The organism is Lentzea sp. NPDC058436 (assembly GCF_042721515.1).
Taxonomy (GTDB): Bacteria; Actinomycetota; Actinomycetes; order Mycobacteriales; family Pseudonocardiaceae; genus Lentzea.
Window position 1 is genome coordinate 1 of the sequence record NZ_JBHXLF010000016.1, and the last position, 15,573, is coordinate 15,573.

Sequence of the window (15,573 nt, forward strand, 5' to 3'; positions counted from 1 at the left end):
GCTCTTCGTCGACTTGACCTCACCCCTCAGGTGTGGCCCGCTCTTGGTGCGGCTCGTGATGGGACCCCACCGCCAACGCAACCCTCATACGAAACAGGCAGCCGCTCTAAGCAACAGGCGTGCCATCAACCTGCCCACGGCGCTACCCCCATTTCAGATTGCCGGGGGTCTGGGGGCAGAGCCCCCAGGGGAAGCACGCAAGGCGACCAGGCCGCACGCAAACCAGCCACCCGCAGAAGCCGCGACCTACTTGGTCAACGCCCGAACCACCCGAGAAGGACTGGGCCGCCCCAACTGCTCAGCCATCCAAGCCGAAGTAGCAACAAGCGCATCCAAGTCGACTCCGGTCTCAATCCCCAACCCGTCCAACATCCAAACAAGATCCTCAGTGGCAAGGTTCCCAGTGGCAGACTCGGCATAAGGACACCCACCCAGCCCACCGGCGGAAGAGTCCACAGTGGTCACCCCACAACGCAAAGCCGCAAGGGTGTTGGACAACGCCTGCCCATAGGTGTCGTGAAAGTGCACAGCAAGCGAAGAAACGTCCCGGAACCCCTCCAGCAACGACTCGACCTGCCCAGGCGTGGCAACCCCGATCGTGTCCCCGAGAGAAAGCTGAGAACACCCCATCTCAAGCAACCGCTCCCCCACGGCCACAACCTGAGACCGGGCGACAGCCCCCTCCCAAGGGTCACCGAAGCACATCGACACATACCCGCGAACATCCATCCCAGCGGCCAAAGCCCGAGCGACAGTCGGCTCGAACATCTCGAACTGGGAGTCCAACGTCCGGTTCAGGTTCCGAGAGGCAAAGGTCTCCGTGGCCGAAGCGAAGATCGCGATGTGCGAAACGCCGGCCTCAATAGCCCGATCCAACCCACGCTCATTGGGCACCAGCACGGGATAAACAACCCCGGGCACAGGAGAAAGCCCCGCCAGCAGCTCAGCGGCGTCGGCCAGCTGAGGCACCCACTTGGGGTGCACGAAGGACGTGGCCTCCAGAACGGACAACCCGGCGGAAGCCAGCCGCGCCAGGAACTCCAGCTTCACCGACACCGGCACCACGACGGACTCGTTCTGCAGCCCGTCCCGAGCCCCGACCTCCCAGATCGTCACCCGCGACGGCAACGACCCGGAGCCGACGACGTCCGGCAGGCCGACCTCACGCGCGCCCATCGACCACTCCGGGGTAGAAGTCGTCGTCCGGGTTGTCGTTCACCTCTCGGTACAACATCGTGTGCACCTTCTCCACGGACGGGATGTCGTCGAACTCGAGCGGCTCGTCCGAGGCCGACTCGATGATCAGCGTGCCGCAGCCGAGCACCCTGTCCATCAGACTGTGCTCGAAGCGGACGCTGTTCACACGAGCCAAAGGGATGTCGAGGCCTGTGCGCTTGAACACGCCCTCGCGGTACATCACGCGGTCCGACGTGATGATGAAGTGCGTGGTGCGCCAGCGCACGACCGGCGCGATGGTCAGCCACAGCACCAGGACGACGCCGACGACGGCCAGCACGACGTACGCGATGGTCGCCCACGACTGGTCCGAGACGAGTCCCGCCAGGTAGGTGCCGAGCGCGACCACCACCAGCAGCCAGAACACCGGGAAGATCAGCATCTTCCAGTGGGGGTGTTTGTGGATCACGACGTGCTCGCCGGAGCTCAGCAGGTCGTCGGGGTAGGCCATGGGCCAACCCTAACTACGCCGGGCGCAAATGCACCACGTCACCAGCGGACACGCCGTGGTCCTCGCCGTCGTCCCCGCGCACGGTCAGCGTGCCGTCCGGCTCGATGCGCTGCGCCACCCCGAGGAGCTCCACGCCGCCCGCCAGCTCGACCCGCACGCGGCGGCCGACGGTCGACGAGTGCTCGGCGTACTCCTCCAGCACGCCCGACTCGACCGCGTCGCCGCCGTTCTTGCGCCACACGCCTTCCAGGCCTGCGAGCTCCACGAGCAGCCGGAACGCCAGCTCGCCGCGGTCCAACTCGGCGGCGCCCAGGTCCTCCAGCGACGTCGGCGCGAGGCCACCGGGGGCGGGTTCGACGTCCGCGGGCAGCTTCGCCACGTTCAGGCCGATGCCCACGACGACCGAGCCGTCGGCGGTGATCTCGGACAGGATCCCGGCGCCCTTGCCGGCCGACGCGCCCAGCAGCAGGTCGTTCGGCCACTTCAGGGACGCCTCGACACCAACCGATTGGGCGACGCGCAGCAGCGCGAGGCCGGCGATCAGGTTCAGCCACGGCAACCGGTCGGCGGGCACTCCGGCTGGACGGAACAGCACGCTCACGTAGAGCCCGCCCTCGGGCGACGACCAGGAACGTCCGCGACGGCCCTGGCCCGCGGTCTGCTCGCCGGCGATCAGCACGGTTCGGTCGGCGGCGCCGGATCCCGCGAGGTCGGCGTTCGTCGACGCGGTGGACGCCACGACGTCGAGAGCGGCGTACGGGCCGTTGGGTGCGACGAGCCGCGAGCGCAGCTCTGCAGCGTCGAGTGCGGTGGTCATCGCGCCAGGCTATGGGAACGGAAGAGAGTACGTGCGATCAACGGCGACCAACAGGTTGCCGTGACCTGGACAACTGCACGGAGCAGTTCAGCAATGGTCTCGTTAGGCTGCGAGCCCATGAGCAGTGCGACCGAGCCGATCGGGCACGTCCCCCCAGACGCTTCAGGCGCTCCGGACGTCCACACCACCGCGGGCAAGCTCGTTGACCTCTACCGGCGCAACGACGAGGCGGTTCACGCCGGCTCGGAACGCGCGGTCGAGAAGCAGCACGCGAAGGGCAAGAAGACAGCCCGCGAGCGCATCGACCTCCTGCTCGACCCCGGTTCGTTCGTCGAGCTGGACGAGCTGGCGCGGCACCGCTCCACGAACTTCGGCCAGGAGAAGAACCGCCCCTACGGCGACGGCGTCGTGACGGGCTACGGCACCGTCGACGGCCGTCCGGTGTGCGTGTTCTCCCAGGACGTCACGGTCTTCGGCGGCTCGCTCGGCGAGGTGTACGGCGAGAAGATCGTCAAGGTCATGGACCTGGCGATCAAGACCGGCCGCCCGATCGTCGGCATCAACGAGGGCGGCGGCGCGCGCATCCAGGAGGGCGTCGTCTCGCTGGGGTTGTACGGCGAGATCTTCTCCCGCAACGTCAAGGCGTCCGGCGTGATCCCGCAGATCTCGCTGATCATGGGCTCGAACGCCGGCGGGCACGTCTACTCGCCCGCGCTGACCGACTTCGTGGTGATGGTCGACCAGACCTCGCACATGTTCATCACCGGCCCGGACGTCATCAAGACCGTCACCGGCGAGGACGTGACGTTCGAGGAGCTCGGCGGCGGACGCACGCACAACACGAAGTCCGGCGTCGCCCACTACCTCGGCAACGACGAGGAAGACGCGATCGCGTACGTCAAGGAGCTCCTGAGCTACCTGCCGTCCAACAACCTGAGCGACTCGCCCGCGTTCGAGGGCACGCTCGCCGAGGGCTCGATCTCCGACTCGATCACCGACGAGGACCGCGAGCTCGACACGATCGTCCCCGACTCGGCGAACCAGCCGTACGACATGCACGAGGTCATCAACCGCGTGCTCGACGACGGCGACTTCCTGGAGGTCCAGCCGCTGTTCGCGCCGAACATCCTGATCGGCTTCGGCCGCGTGGACGGCCACAGCGTCGGCGTCGTCGCGAACCAGCCCACGCAGTTCGCCGGCTGCCTCGACATCGACGCCTCCGAGAAGGCCGCGCGGTTCGTGCGCACCTGCGACGCGTTCAACATCCCGGTGCTGACGTTCGTGGACGTGCCCGGCTTCCTGCCCGGCACCGACCAGGAGTGGAACGGCATCATCCGGCGCGGCGCCAAGCTGATCTACGCCTACGCCGAGGCCACCGTTCCGCTCGTCACCGTCATCACGCGCAAGGCGTACGGCGGCGCGTACGACGTCATGGGCTCCAAGCACCTCGGCGCCGACATCAACCTCGCGTGGCCGACCGCGCAGATCGCCGTCATGGGCGCGTCGGGCGCGGCGAACATCGTGCACCGCAAGACCCTCGCGGCCGCCGCTTCCAACGGCGAGGACGTCGACGCCCTGCGCGCCCAGTTGCAGCAGGAGTACGAGGACACGCTGTGCAACCCGTACGTGGCCGCCGAGCGCGGGTATGTCGACTCGGTGATCCCGCCGTCGTACACCCGCGGGTACGTGGCGCGGGCGCTGTCGATGCTGCGGGACAAGCGCGAGACGCTGCCGCCCAAGAAGCACGGGAACATCCCGCTGTGACCGGGCCCGAGGAAACGCCTCAGGAAAAGCCGCTGCTGAAGGTCGTCAAGGGCACGCCGGACGACCACCAGCTGGCCGCGCTGACCGCGGTGATCGCCGGGCTGGCCTCGGCCGCACCGGTCGAGGAGAAGCCGGAGGCACGTTCGGAGTGGGCGAACCACGCGCGACGCGTGCGCAGGCCGCTCCAGCACGGACCGGGCGCGTGGCGCGCGTCCGGTTTCCCCGGCTAGGCGCAGTCCACCCGGCGGCTCGACACGTTCAGGCCGACGGCGACCTCGCGACACCGCGTCTCGCCGTCGACCTGCAGCTTCAGCGTCCAGAACGCGCTGCCGTACGCCGACGTCCTGCGCAGCACCTCGACGCCGGCGTGGTTGAGCGGCAGGCCTGAGCGCACCGTGGGCACGACCGAGGCGAGCAGCGCGTTCTCCGCGCGGTCGGCGGTGTCGGCGAACGGCCAGATGGGCACTCCGTAGCCGATCGGGTCACTCGCGAGCACGCTTCCAACGCCCCACGATCCAATGAGCCCGCCGAGAACGACGAGCAGTGCCGCGATCCGTCTGCGCTTGCCTTCGCGATCGGAACCGCGTTCGGTGAGGACAAGCACCCAGCGCTTCACTCCGCCGAGAGTGCCGACCGAAGAGGTGATCGCGCATCAGCAGTACTACTCAATCGGACCGTGCGAACTGGCGGACCGTGTATGCGCTGTGCATCGGCTTCTTCATGACGCTGCTGGACACGACCATCGTCAACGTCGCGTTGCCGTCGATGATCACCGACCTCGGCGCGTCCCTGAACGACGTCATCTGGGTCGTGAGCGCCTACCTGCTCGCGTTCGCGGTGCCGTTGTTGCTGACCGGGCGGCTGGGTGACCGGTTCGGGCCGAAGCGCCTCTACGGGATCGGGCTCGTGCTGTTCCTGGGGGCGTCGCTGGCCTGCGGTCTCGCGACCAGCGCGGAGGCGTTGATCGCCGCCCGCGTCTTCCAGGGCCTGGGTGCCGCCGCCATGACGCCGCAGACGATGGCGTTCATCACGCACCTGTTCCCGCCGGCCAAGCGCGGTGCGGCCCTGGGCATGTGGGGGTCGGTGGCCGGGCTCGCGACGGTCTCCGGGCCGTTGCTCGGCGGGGTGCTGGTCACGCACCTGGGCTGGGAGTGGATCTTCTTCGTGAACCTCCCGATCGGCGTGCTCGCGCTCGTGCTGCTGTTCCTGTGGGTGCCTGACCTGCAGCCGAACCGCGCGCCCAGGTTCGACGTGCTCGGCGTCGTGCTGTGCTGCCTCGGGCTCGGGCTGCTGGTGTTCGGCGTCCAGAACGGTGAGCACTACCAGTGGGGTCGCGTGGCGGGACCGATCACGGTCGCCGAGATCATCGCGGCCGGGGTGCTGTTCCTCGCGCTGTTCGTGCTCTGGCAGGCGTCGGCGCGCAACCCCGAGCCGTTGATGCCGCTGCGGATCTTCCGCAACCGCAACTTCTCGCTCGGCAACGTCGCGAACATCGCCATCGGCATCACCGTGACCGGCGTGTTCGTGCCGCTGGCGCTGTTCCTGCAGACCGTGCCGAAGCTGTCGCCGCTGATGACGGGCCTGGTCACGGCCCCGGCGTCGCTGATGTCCGGGGTGGTGGCGATCTTCGCGGGACGGCTGTCGAACCGGGCTAACGCCAAGTTCCTGCCGATCACCGGGTTCGCGCTGATGGCGGTCGGCATCCTCGCGATGACGTTCCTGCTCAGCGACGGCCCGCAGTGGGTGCTGCTGCCGTCGATGGTCGCGCTGGGCATCGGCATGGGGCTGGTGTTCTCGCCGCTGACGAACATCTCCACGCGGACGCTCGACCGCTCGTTGCTGGGCGCCGGGTCGGGCATCTACAACACGTCGCGGCAGTTCGGGAACGTGCTGGGCAGCGCGGCGACGGCGGCCGTGCTGCAGATCGTGCTCGCGGCCACCGGCGACTTCACCACGGCAGTGCGGGCGGCGTTCTACCTGCTCCTGGCCGTGACGGCGCTGGGGATCGCGGCCGCGTTCGCCTTTCGGCAGGTGGCCGCCCCGACCGTGACAGACTCGGCGCGTGCGTCTGATCCTGGCCTCCCAGTCACCCGCCCGTCTTAGCGTCCTGCGGTCCGCGGGCGTCGAGCCCGTCGTCCGGGTCTCCGGCGTCGACGAGGACGCGCTCGTCGACTCGCTGGAGAACCCGACGCCCGAGGAGACCGTCGTCGCGCTGTCGGCGGCCAAGGCCGAGGCGATCGAGCACGACGACGAGTGCGTGGTCGTCGGCTGCGACTCGATGCTGCTGTTCGAGGGCGAACTCGTGGGCAAGCCGGGCACGCCCGAGGTCGCGCGCGAGCGGTGGCGGCGGGTGGCGGGCAAGAGCGGCGTGCTGATCACCGGTCACACCGTGCTGAAGGTCTCCGGGGGCGAGATCGTCGACCGCGCTTCCCAAGCCGAGTCGACGACCGTGCGGTTCGGCACGCCGTCGGACGAGGAACTGGAGGCCTACATCGCGACGGGCGAGCCGCTGCACGTCGCGGGCGGCTTCACGATCGACGGGCTCGGCGGCTGGTTCATCGACGGCATCGAGGGCGACCACACGTCGGTCATCGGCATCAGCCTGCCCCTCACCCGCAGGCTCCTCGGCCAGGTGGGTGTTTCCGTGTCCACACTCTGGTAGACCCTGGTCACAGTTCACCCGATCGGGGAAGACTGCCCTCAACGCCGGCGTTGGGGGCTAGCGGTGAACGAGTACTTGACGCGTCGCAGGAACATCGACCTGGCACGCAGGACGAGCACGGGTTGTCGGAGCTAACGCCTCCGCCACCCCTCACTCAGCACATCCCTGCCCAGGAGATGCTCCGATGTCGTTCGTCCAGACATATCGCAAGCCCAAGGTCTTCGGATTCACCGTTCTCGGCGCGCTCGTCCTCGGCGCGCTCGCCGGCTGGCTCGGCAAGGGCACGTGGCTCGCGCCCGTCCTCGCCAAGATCGGCTCCACGTTCACCGCGCTGCTGCAGCTGACCGTCATCCCGCTCGTGTTCACGGCGATCGTCGTCGGCATCGCGTCGCTGCGGAACCTCGGCGGTGGCCGCACCGCCGCGCGCCTGGGCGGCAAGACGTTCCTGTGGTTCGCCATCACGTCGTTCATCGCGGTGCTGATCGGCATCGCGGTCGCCTCGATCCTCAAGCCCGGCAACGGGTTGCAGATCGAACCCGCCGCCGGCGCGGTCGACAAGCTCGCCAAGCGCGCGTCCGGCTCGTGGCAGGCGCTGCTCGACAACCTGGTGCCCACCAACATCTTCAGCGCGTTCACCGAGGGCGAGGTGCTGCAGGTCGTCTTCATCGCGGTGCTGGTCGGCTTCGCCGCCTACGCGCTCGGTGACAAGGCCGCGCCGTTCACCAACCTGGTCCGCTCGTTCTTCGAGATCGTCCAGAAGGTCGTCGGCTGGATCATCCTGCTGGCCCCGATCGGCATCTTCGGCCTCATCGGCAACGCCGTCGCGTCGTACGGCAACTCGTTCGTGAAGCCGCTGTTCTCGCTGATCCTGGCCGTGTACATCGGTTCCGCGCTCGTGCTGTTCGTCGTCTACCCGGTGCTGCTGAAGTTCGTCGGCAAGACCTCGCCGGTCGAGTTCTTCCGCAAGGCCGGTACGGCGCTGCAGTTCGCGTTCGTGTCGCGCTCTTCGGGCGCCACGCTTCCGTTGTCCCGCAAGGCAGCCGCCGACCTGGGCGTGCCGAACGAGTACGCGAACTTCGCCGTCCCGCTGGGCACGACGACCAAGATGGACGGTTGCGCAGCGGTCTACCCGGCCGTCGCGACGATCTTCATCGCGAACCTGTTCGGCATCCAGCTCTCGGTGTGGCAGTACGTCGCCATCGTGCTCGTCGCCGTGTTCGGCGCTCTGGCCACCGCCGGAACCACCGGCTGGTACACGATGCTCACGCTGACCCTGAGCGTCGTCGGCCTGCCGCCGGCCGTGATCGCGACCGGTGTGGCCGTGGTCTACGCGATCGACCCGATCCTCGACATGATGCGCACCGCGACCAACGTGGCCGGCCAGATCACCGTGCCGGTGCTGGTGGCGCGCAGCGAGAACCTGATCGAGGAGCCCGCCGCTCCCGCCGAGAAGGACCTCATCAACGCCTAGGAATCAGCGCACGGGCGCAACTGCGACAACTTCGGCACCGGTGTGGGCCAGCCAGCGAGCTGCTCCCGCGCCGGTGCCGGTGTCGTACAGCCGATGTTCGCGCCGAGCGCCGAGAACACCTGCACGAACGCGTCGTTGCACTGGCCGTCGCACGCGCGCTGGGCCGAGACGACGTCCGCCGTGCCGTCCTCGTTGACGTCGTGCAGCCCGAGGTACCCGGCACTGGACAGATAGGCGGCTTGCGCGCGCGACCACGTGCCGTCCTTGCGGACGAGCACCTCGCCGAGCACCTTGCTGCCGTGCTCGCCGCGCACGAGGCACACGCTGACCGGTGCCTCCGAGCAGAGCAGCGACTTGTCGGTCACCGTCGCGCCCGACTCGGCGATGGTCATCTCGAAGATGAACGGCCCGGACTCGCCGGTCACCCTGATCCGCCCGCCGCCCGTTCCCGCGAGCAGCTCGACGAGGTCCCTCCCGACGGATCTGCCTATCACGACCTGGCACACGGTGGTGCCGCAGCGCATGTTGACGTCGTTGCCGTACTGACCTGAATCGGTGCTGTTCGGCCTCTGGAAATAGGCGAACACCAGCCCCGCGATGACGACCACGGCGGCGGCGACGGCGACCACCTGCACTGACCTGGTTCCACCCACGTCGCCGATTGTGCTCGAAGGGCTCACGATCGACGTGAAGTGAGGCGTCTCTCCCTCTCGGAGTTCGTCGATTTCCGTAGACTGCGGCACCAGCCAGAGCCGTAAATAACCGGTCCAGCAGGAGGTACGACGCCGTGTCGCTGCGCAAGGTGCTCATCGCGAACCGCGGTGAGATCGCCGTCCGGGTCATCCGAGCCTGCCGTGACGCCGGACTGGCGAGCGTCGCCGTCTACGCCGATCCCGACCGCGACGCGCCGTTCGTGCGGCTCGCCGACGAGGCGTTCGCGCTGGGCGGCAACACCCCCGGCGAGAGCTACCTGTCGTTCGAGAAGGTGCTGGCGGCCGCCGCGCAGTCCGGTGCCGACTCCGTGCACCCCGGTTACGGCTTCCTGTCCGAGAACGCCGACTTCGCGCAGGCCGTGATCGACGCCGGTCTGGTGTGGATCGGCCCGACGCCGCAGGCGATCCGCGACCTCGGTGACAAGGTGACGGCGCGGCACATCGCGATGCGCGCTGGCGCTCCGCTGGTGCCCGGCACCAAGGACCCGGTCAACGGCCCGGACGAGATCATCGCGTTCGCCTCCGAGCACGGGCTGCCCGTCGCGATCAAGGCGGCGTTCGGCGGTGGCGGTCGTGGCCTCAAGGTCGCGCGGACGTTGGAGGAGATTCCCGAACTGTTCGACTCGGCGGTGCGCGAGGCCGTCTCGGCGTTCGGCCGCGGCGAGTGCTTCGTCGAGCGCTACCTGGACAAGCCGCGCCACGTCGAGGCCCAGGTCCTCGCCGACACGCACGGCAACGTGATCGTCGTCGGCACACGCGACTGCTCTTTGCAGCGGCGCCACCAGAAGCTGGTCGAGGAGGCGCCCGCGCCGTTCCTCACCGACGAGCAGCGCGCCACGATCCACTCGTCCGCCAAGGCGATCTGCCTCGAAGCGGGCTACCACGGCGCCGGCACCGTGGAGTACCTCGTGGGCCTCGACGGGTCGATCTCGTTCCTGGAGGTCAACACGCGCCTGCAGGTCGAACACCCCGTGTCGGAGGAGACGACGGGCCTCGACCTGGTGCGCGAGCAGTTCCGCATCGCCGCGGGCGAGAAGCTGCGCGTGCTCGAAGACCCCACGCCGCGCGCGCACTCGATCGAGTTCCGGATCAACGGCGAGGACGCCGGCCGCGGCTTCCTGCCCGCGCCCGGCACCGTGACGACGTTCGTCGCGCCCTCCGGTCCCGGTGTCCGCGTGGACGCCGGTGTCGAGAGCGGCACGGTGATCGGCGGGCAGTTCGACTCGTTGCTGGCCAAGCTGATCGTCACCGGCGAGACCCGCGAGGAGGCGCTGGCCCGCTCCCGCCGCGCGCTGGACGAGATGGTCGTCGAGGGCATGGCGACCGTGCTGCCGTTCCACCGCGTGATCGTGCGGGACGCGGCGTTCACCGCCGAGAAGCCCGAGGGCTTCACCGTCCACACGCGGTGGATCGAGACGGAGTTCGACAACCAGATCGAGCCGTTCGCCGGTTCGGCCGGAGCCTCTGAGGACGAGTCGCCGCGCCAGACCGTGGTGGTCGAGGTCGGCGGGCGTCGCCTGGAGGTGTCGCTGCCGGGTGACCTCGCGATCGGTGGCGGCAAGCCCGCTGTTTCCGCTGCCAAGAAGCCCAAGGCGAAGCGTGCCGGTGGCAGTTCCGCGGCCGTGTCGGGTGACGCGGTGGCCGCGCCGATGCAGGGCACGATCGTGAAGGTGGCCGTCGAGGACGGGCAGACCGTCGCGGCTGGCGACCTGATCGTCGTGCTGGAGGCGATGAAGATGGAGAACCCGGTGACGGCGCACAAGGCCGGCACGGTGACGGGTCTCGCGGCGGCGCCCGGCGACCCGATCACCCAGGGCACCGTGATCTGCGAGCTGAAGGACTGAGCTGCCGGGTCGCTCACCTACGATTGGGTTCGTGAGCGACCCGAGCAGGGACATCCGCATCGGTGACACCGAGCGGCAGCAGGCGTTGCAGGTCCTCGGCGAGCACATGAGCGCGGGCCGCATCGACATCACCGAGTACGGCGACCGGTCCGCGAAGATCACCACCGCGAAGACCCGCGGCGAGCTGATGGCGTTGTTCTACGACCTGCCCGACCCGCGGCCGCAGTTCGTGGCGCCCGTCCCGATGTTCAACGAGCCCGTCAGGGCCCCCGCGCGCCGCTGGGAGAGCGCGGTCATCCCGGTCGTGGGCATCGCGACGGTGATCCTGTTCTTCGCGCTGGTGAAGAACCCGCTGATCTTCCTGCTGGTGCCCGCCGTGGCGATCCTGTGGGGCCAGTGGAACGGACGCCGGCGCTGAAACCCTTCTACCGCAACGCGGAGGTCGTCCGTTGACTCCGCCGACCGTGCTGCTGATCCTGCCCGACCGCGACGAGGCCGAGGAGCTGGCCGCAGAGCTCCTGGAAGCCGGCTGGGGCCCGTGCCACGTGCACCGGGACATGCTGGCGGGCGAGGACGACGCCGAGGACGTGGACTGGGTGGTCGAGCTGACGACCGCGCCGGACGGCCTGCCCGCGTCCGCGCACCGCGCCGTGCTCGACGAGCTGGCCGGGGAGCACGACGGCTTCACCGGCGACTAGCTCGCCGGCCGCGGCGTCGCGAGTGCGGCGGCGACCAACCGCTGAGCCGCGCAGTGCGCCCGGCGGCTACCAGCCTGCCGGCCGCAGCACCTCTGCCCCACCAGCCCTGCGATCGACCGGCACCACCGAACCGCCGGCAGCCAGCCTGGGCAGTGGCCCACCGGCCCCAGCGAGCTGCACCAGCCCCCGACCACCAGCCCCGGTCGCGCGGCACCACGCGCCCACCGGCGACTGATTCCCGGTCGCGCGGCACCACGAGCCCGCCGGGGATTAGCCTCCTGCCGTGGAGCCAGTCGAGATCAACGCGGGCGAGTACTACCTGCGCGCCTTCCGCAGCGACGACCGCATCGACGACGTGCCGGCGTTGGCCGAGACCTTCGCCGACCCCGAGACCAAGCGGTACATGAGTCGCCTCACCGCGGAGGGCGCGCCGTCCGCCGAGCTGCTGGTCGTGCTGATGACCGACGGCTGGGAGAAGGACTACCGCTGGTCGTGGGCGGTGTGCGACGCCGTCACGGCCGAGGTGCTGGCCGGGATCGTCATCCACAACGTCGACCGGCACCTGCTGTCCGCCGAGGTGATGTGCTGGAGCCAGCCCGCGCACCGCGGCAAGGGCGTGCTGCCGGCCGCGCTGAACTCCGTGCTGGGCTGGGTCTACGGCGCGATGGAGATGCACCGCATCACCTACCGGCACGCGGTGTCGAACACGGCCTCTCGGCGGGTCGCGGAGAAGTGCGGATTCACTCTTGAGGGTCGTCTTCGCGAGGAGGCGATCGTCGATGATCAGCGAGAAGACCAGTTGCTGTGGTCACGACTGGCATCGGATCCTCACCCGGAGCAGCTACGGTGACCGGCCATGCGGACCACGGCGCTCCTGATCGTCGCGGCGGTACTGGCCGGGTGCACGGCCCCTCCTGAGCAGAGCGCGCTGACCACCCCACCGCCTCCGCCACCGTCGCCCACGACGACGACCCCGTTCGACTTCCCCCAGCGGCCACGGGCCGTGCCGCTCGACGCGGTGGACCCCTGCGCGATCCTGACCGAGGAGCAGCGCACGTCGCTGAGCCTCGACAACCCGCCGAGCGCGTACGTCGATCCGAGCTTCGGCAACGCGAAGGCGTGCACCATCCGGAGCACCACGAGTGGAAATGTGGCGAGGATCGCACTCGTGCTCGTCTCGGGCGCCGACGTCTGGCTCTCGGAGAACGCTCAGGTCGACTACACGGCCGGCACGATCGAGGGTTTCACGGCGATTACTGTCCGCACACCCGACGTGCACGACGTCTGCAATGTGGAAATAGACGTTGCCGATGGGCAGTTCCTCGACGTGATGTTCCGCGACGGAGGCAATTCCACTGCGGTGCAACAAGATCATCTTTGCCTCGGAGCCCAGCGCGTGGCAGAGGCCGCGATGGCCAGTTTGCTCCAAAGACGCTGACCCACACGGGCGGATGTCACTGATCGCACTCCCCAGCGTCACCTTCAGTGGTTAGAGTGACGAAGCGCTTGTAGGCACGACCGCCGGAGGTTTCACGATGCCGCCAGGGGGACGCAGCGGGGCAGACTCCTCGCCACCCGCCTCGCACCAGCTGAACGTGGAGCCGGAGGCGATCCCAGCGCTGCGCAACACGTTCTCGGCCGCGCTGATCAAGCTCGACAAGCAGATCGAGATGGCGGTCACCGAGTTCCGCGTGCGCCCGTGGGCAGGCGACCCGGTCAGCGCCGAGGCCGCGGAGAGGTTCAACGACCGCTCGATCGCGGACGGTGACTCCGCGTTGCAGGCCCTGCTGAACTACCAGCGGCAGCTCAAGACGGCGATGGACAACCTGAACCAGATCGAGCGCCAGTACAACGTGGTCGAGGGCGACAACACCGGCATGATGAACAAGAGCGGGTGCTGAGCATGGTCGATCACCGCTGGCAGGGCTACAGCCACAAAGAGCTGTACGAGCGCATCCACTCCGGTCCTGGCGCCTCCGCGTCGTTCGCGTCGATGGAGCGCTGGCAGGGCGTGTCAGCCGCGCTGACCGAGATCAACGACGACCTGCACAAGGGCATCACGCTCTCGGGCGCGAAGTGGCAGGGCAAGGCCGCCGAGATCGCGCAGTCCGGCCTGAACCCCGTCGCCGCCTGGGCCGACAGCGCCCGCACCGGCTCCGACGTCATGCGCTACTCGGCCGAACTGCAGGCCGGGTACATCTCGAAGGCCCGCGCCGACATGCCGGCGCCGGTCAACGTGACCGCCGAGCAGCCGGGCGCGCTGGTCACGGGCATCACCCACCTCTTCGGCGGGCAGACCGACCACGAGAAGCAGGAGGCGGCCCAGGACGCCGCCGAGCGCCGCGCCCGTGAGGTCATGTCCACCTACGCGTCGTCCACGACGGCGAACACCTCGACGCTGGGCCAGTTCAGCCAGCCCCCGCAGCTGCAGATCAGCGGCACGGGACCGGTGCACGGCGGTGGCGCGCAGATCGGCGCGGCTCCCGTCTGGGGCGTCGGCGCCCGCGGCAGCAACGGTGGTGCGGTGGCCGGTCGTCCCACGTCAGGCACGCGCGGCACCGCCGCCACGCCTCCGAAGGGCAGCACCGGCGCGCCGGGTTCCACGACGAGCACCTCGAACGCCGGCACCAGCACGACGCCCGGCACGAAGGGTTCGCACTCCTCGGTCTCGGCCGGGACCGCGGGCCCCGGCGGCACGGGCACCGCGGGTGTCGGCCTGCCCGGTCAGCGCAGCTCCAGCCGTTCGGGTTCGGCCTCCGAGTCCGGTCCGAAGCAGATGGAGGAGGGCGCGACCGCGGCCTCCAGCGCCGCCGCGGCGGGCACGGTCATGAACCAGGGCCACGCGGCCGGTGTCATGGGCGGTTCGGGCACGGCCATGGGCCCGACGGGCACGGTCGGCGCGAACAACAACAACGACCAGGTCCACCGCAGGGCCGTGCCGATGCCGCAGTCGTTCGACCCGTTCGGCGGCATGGGCCCGCGCAAGGGAGAGGACGAGGAGGACTTGGAGCACAAGGCCGCCGACTACCTCCGCGAGCGCGACGACATCTACGGAGTGGGCAGCTACTCGCTGCCCGTCATCGGGGAGAGCACGACCGACTGATGACTTTGTTCGGCTTGGACACCGGGGCGAGCGACACGCGCGACCCGGTGGTCATCTCCACGCTGGAGTTCGACGTCCTCTGGGACCACCTGGGCCTGGAGACGATGCCTCTCGTCCTGAAGGTGCCCTCACCTGGCAAGACGACGGAGGAACGCCGCGCCATCGAGGACCGCGTCTGGCTCCAGCTCGGAGCCCGCGGCCTCGGCGGCCCGCGTTCCCTCGACCCGATGCTCGAAGACCTCCTGCACGTCCTCAACCGCCCGCAGCAGGAGATCGACGCCCGCATGTGGCTCGACGAACGCAGCCTGCGCGTCCTCGCCGCCGGCAAGGGTCAGGCGGGCGTTCTCGCCGTCCTGGACGGCACGCAGCTCGTCCTGCGCCCCGCGGAAGCCGACGGCCTGCCCCGCGAGGCCCTCACAGCCCTGCCCGCCGCCCCGGCGGGTGAGGGCCACTCGATCACCCTGCCCTCGGCCGACCTGGACGCAGCCGCGTCCTCAGCCACCAGCCCGGAAGAGCTGGAGGCAGGGCTGCAGAACAGGTTGCGGGCAGACGACGCCCACACGCTGGCCGAGATGGTCCGCGACGCCACGAACCGCGGCCAGTTCGGCGCGGCGGCGCGCGACAAGTGGGGCAAGCGGGTCCGGCCGGACCGCGTGGTCGCGTTCTACGACACGCCGAAGGGCCGCTACCTGCAGATGCGCAGGGCCGCGGAGGGCCAGGCGCCCTGGTCGACCATCACCCCGGTCGACTACCGGCGCATGCACCACCACCTGGTGGAACTGCTGGCGGAGGCCGCGGGCAGCTGACGAACCGG

The 15,573-nt window shown here is 69.3% G+C and carries 18 protein-coding genes; 13 read left to right on the top strand and 5 right to left on the bottom strand.

Annotation, left to right across the window (positions count from 1 at the left end; genetic code table 11):
* Positions 1-246 precede the first annotated feature (246 nt).
* The 3 genes from ACFWN2_RS35085 to ACFWN2_RS35095 are packed head-to-tail and all read right to left on the bottom strand — an operon-like array spanning position 247 to position 2,504.
* Positions 247-1,176, bottom strand: coding sequence for a hydroxymethylglutaryl-CoA lyase (locus ACFWN2_RS35085; protein WP_382434831.1), 930 nt, complete (start codon positions 1,174-1,176; stop codon positions 247-249).
* Positions 1,163-1,687: a PH domain-containing protein gene (locus ACFWN2_RS35090; protein ID WP_382434832.1), complete on the bottom strand. Its 525-nt coding sequence runs from the start codon at positions 1,685-1,687 to the stop codon at positions 1,163-1,165. The genes ACFWN2_RS35085 and ACFWN2_RS35090 overlap by 14 nt, the downstream gene beginning before the upstream one ends.
* A gap of 13 nt (positions 1,688-1,700) precedes the next feature.
* Positions 1,701-2,504, bottom strand: coding sequence for a biotin--[acetyl-CoA-carboxylase] ligase (locus ACFWN2_RS35095; protein ID WP_382434833.1), 804 nt, complete (start codon positions 2,502-2,504; stop codon positions 1,701-1,703).
* 117 nt (positions 2,505-2,621) lie between these two features.
* On the opposite strand from ACFWN2_RS35095, the gene ACFWN2_RS35100 reads away from it, so the two are divergent.
* On the top strand, positions 2,622-4,268 hold the full coding sequence (locus ACFWN2_RS35100; protein ID WP_382434834.1) for an acyl-CoA carboxylase subunit beta: 1,647 nt from the start codon (positions 2,622-2,624) through the stop codon (positions 4,266-4,268).
* On the top strand, positions 4,265-4,498 hold the full coding sequence (locus tag ACFWN2_RS35105; RefSeq protein WP_382434836.1) for an acyl-CoA carboxylase subunit epsilon: 234 nt from the start codon (positions 4,265-4,267) through the stop codon (positions 4,496-4,498). The genes ACFWN2_RS35100 and ACFWN2_RS35105 overlap by 4 nt, the downstream gene beginning before the upstream one ends.
* Here the strand turns inward: ACFWN2_RS35105 and ACFWN2_RS35110 are convergent.
* Positions 4,495-4,884: a hypothetical protein gene (locus ACFWN2_RS35110; protein WP_382434838.1), complete on the bottom strand. Its 390-nt coding sequence runs from the start codon at positions 4,882-4,884 to the stop codon at positions 4,495-4,497. The genes ACFWN2_RS35105 and ACFWN2_RS35110 overlap by 4 nt on opposite strands.
* Positions 4,885-4,961: 77 nt before the next feature.
* Between ACFWN2_RS35110 and ACFWN2_RS35115 the strand changes: the two genes are divergently transcribed.
* From ACFWN2_RS35115 to ACFWN2_RS35125, 3 genes are all read left to right on the top strand, one after another.
* Positions 4,962-6,371 (top strand): MFS transporter, encoded by a 1,410-nt coding sequence (locus ACFWN2_RS35115; protein ID WP_382434840.1) that lies wholly within the window; start codon positions 4,962-4,964, stop codon positions 6,369-6,371.
* On the top strand, positions 6,331-6,930 hold the full coding sequence (locus ACFWN2_RS35120) for a Maf family protein (protein WP_382434842.1): 600 nt from the start codon (positions 6,331-6,333) through the stop codon (positions 6,928-6,930). The genes ACFWN2_RS35115 and ACFWN2_RS35120 overlap by 41 nt, the downstream gene beginning before the upstream one ends.
* 184 nt (positions 6,931-7,114) lie before the next feature.
* Positions 7,115-8,401 (top strand): dicarboxylate/amino acid:cation symporter, encoded by a 1,287-nt coding sequence (locus tag ACFWN2_RS35125; protein ID WP_382434844.1) that lies wholly within the window; start codon positions 7,115-7,117, stop codon positions 8,399-8,401.
* Here ACFWN2_RS35125 and ACFWN2_RS35130 read toward each other — a convergent pair.
* Positions 8,398-9,054 carry a hypothetical protein gene (locus ACFWN2_RS35130; RefSeq protein ID WP_382434845.1) on the bottom strand — a complete coding sequence of 219 codons (657 nt, stop codon included), beginning with the start codon at positions 9,052-9,054 and terminating at the stop codon, positions 8,398-8,400. The two genes, ACFWN2_RS35125 and ACFWN2_RS35130, sit on opposite strands and share 4 nt — an antisense overlap.
* Before the next feature lie 134 nt (positions 9,055-9,188).
* Here ACFWN2_RS35130 and ACFWN2_RS35135 point away from each other — a divergent pair, with 134 nt between their 5' ends.
* The 8 genes from ACFWN2_RS35135 to ACFWN2_RS35170 all read left to right on the top strand — a co-directional run bounded on the left by ACFWN2_RS35135 (position 9,189) and on the right by ACFWN2_RS35170 (position 15,565).
* On the top strand, positions 9,189-10,958 hold the full coding sequence (locus ACFWN2_RS35135) for an acetyl/propionyl/methylcrotonyl-CoA carboxylase subunit alpha (RefSeq protein ID WP_382434846.1): 1,770 nt from the start codon (positions 9,189-9,191) through the stop codon (positions 10,956-10,958).
* Positions 10,959-10,989: 31 nt separating this feature from the next.
* A complete protein-coding gene (locus ACFWN2_RS35140; protein WP_382434848.1) occupies positions 10,990-11,376 on the top strand; it encodes a DUF1707 domain-containing protein in 387 nt (128 codons plus the stop codon).
* A 31-nt stretch (positions 11,377-11,407) separates the two neighbouring features.
* Complete coding sequence (locus ACFWN2_RS35145; protein ID WP_382434849.1) at positions 11,408-11,656, top strand: hypothetical protein; 249 nt, start codon at positions 11,408-11,410, stop codon at positions 11,654-11,656.
* 283 nt (positions 11,657-11,939) lie between these two features.
* Positions 11,940-12,506, top strand: a complete 567-nt coding sequence (locus ACFWN2_RS35150) for a GNAT family N-acetyltransferase (RefSeq protein ID WP_382434850.1) — start codon at positions 11,940-11,942, stop codon at positions 12,504-12,506.
* Positions 12,507-12,512: 6 nt separating this feature from the next.
* Positions 12,513-13,094: a DUF3558 domain-containing protein gene (locus ACFWN2_RS35155; protein ID WP_382434851.1), complete on the top strand. Its 582-nt coding sequence runs from the start codon at positions 12,513-12,515 to the stop codon at positions 13,092-13,094.
* A gap of 97 nt (positions 13,095-13,191) precedes the next feature.
* Positions 13,192-13,557, top strand: a complete 366-nt coding sequence (locus ACFWN2_RS35160) for a transcriptional regulator (RefSeq protein WP_382434852.1) — start codon at positions 13,192-13,194, stop codon at positions 13,555-13,557.
* Between the two features lie 2 nt (positions 13,558-13,559).
* On the top strand, positions 13,560-14,759 hold the full coding sequence (locus tag ACFWN2_RS35165; RefSeq protein ID WP_382434854.1) for a PPE domain-containing protein: 1,200 nt from the start codon (positions 13,560-13,562) through the stop codon (positions 14,757-14,759).
* Entirely contained in the window at positions 14,759-15,565 is an 807-nt protein-coding gene (locus ACFWN2_RS35170) for an ESX secretion-associated protein EspG (protein ID WP_382434855.1), read from the top strand. The genes ACFWN2_RS35165 and ACFWN2_RS35170 overlap by 1 nt, the downstream gene beginning before the upstream one ends.
* Positions 15,566-15,573 lie beyond the last annotated feature (8 nt).

Bases quoted from the DNA above. Each gene is read 5' to 3' on its own strand.
- ACFWN2_RS35085 (WP_382434831.1), bottom strand. From the start codon at position 1,176: ATGGGCGCGCGTGAGGTCGGCCTGCCGGACGTCGTCGGCTCCGGGTCG.
- ACFWN2_RS35090 (WP_382434832.1), bottom strand. From the start codon at position 1,687: ATGGCCTACCCCGACGACCTGCTGAGCTCCGGCGAGCACGTCGTGATC.
- ACFWN2_RS35095 (WP_382434833.1), bottom strand. From the start codon at position 2,504: ATGACCACCGCACTCGACGCTGCAGAGCTGCGCTCGCGGCTCGTCGCA.
- ACFWN2_RS35100 (WP_382434834.1), top strand. From the start codon at position 2,622: ATGAGCAGTGCGACCGAGCCGATCGGGCACGTCCCCCCAGACGCTTCA.
- ACFWN2_RS35125 (WP_382434844.1), top strand. From the start codon at position 7,115: ATGTCGTTCGTCCAGACATATCGCAAGCCCAAGGTCTTCGGATTCACC.
- ACFWN2_RS35155 (WP_382434851.1), top strand. From the start codon at position 12,513: ATGCGGACCACGGCGCTCCTGATCGTCGCGGCGGTACTGGCCGGGTGC.
- ACFWN2_RS35160 (WP_382434852.1), top strand. From the start codon at position 13,192: ATGCCGCCAGGGGGACGCAGCGGGGCAGACTCCTCGCCACCCGCCTCG.
- ACFWN2_RS35165 (WP_382434854.1), top strand. From the start codon at position 13,560: ATGGTCGATCACCGCTGGCAGGGCTACAGCCACAAAGAGCTGTACGAG.
- ACFWN2_RS35170 (WP_382434855.1), top strand. From the start codon at position 14,759: ATGACTTTGTTCGGCTTGGACACCGGGGCGAGCGACACGCGCGACCCG.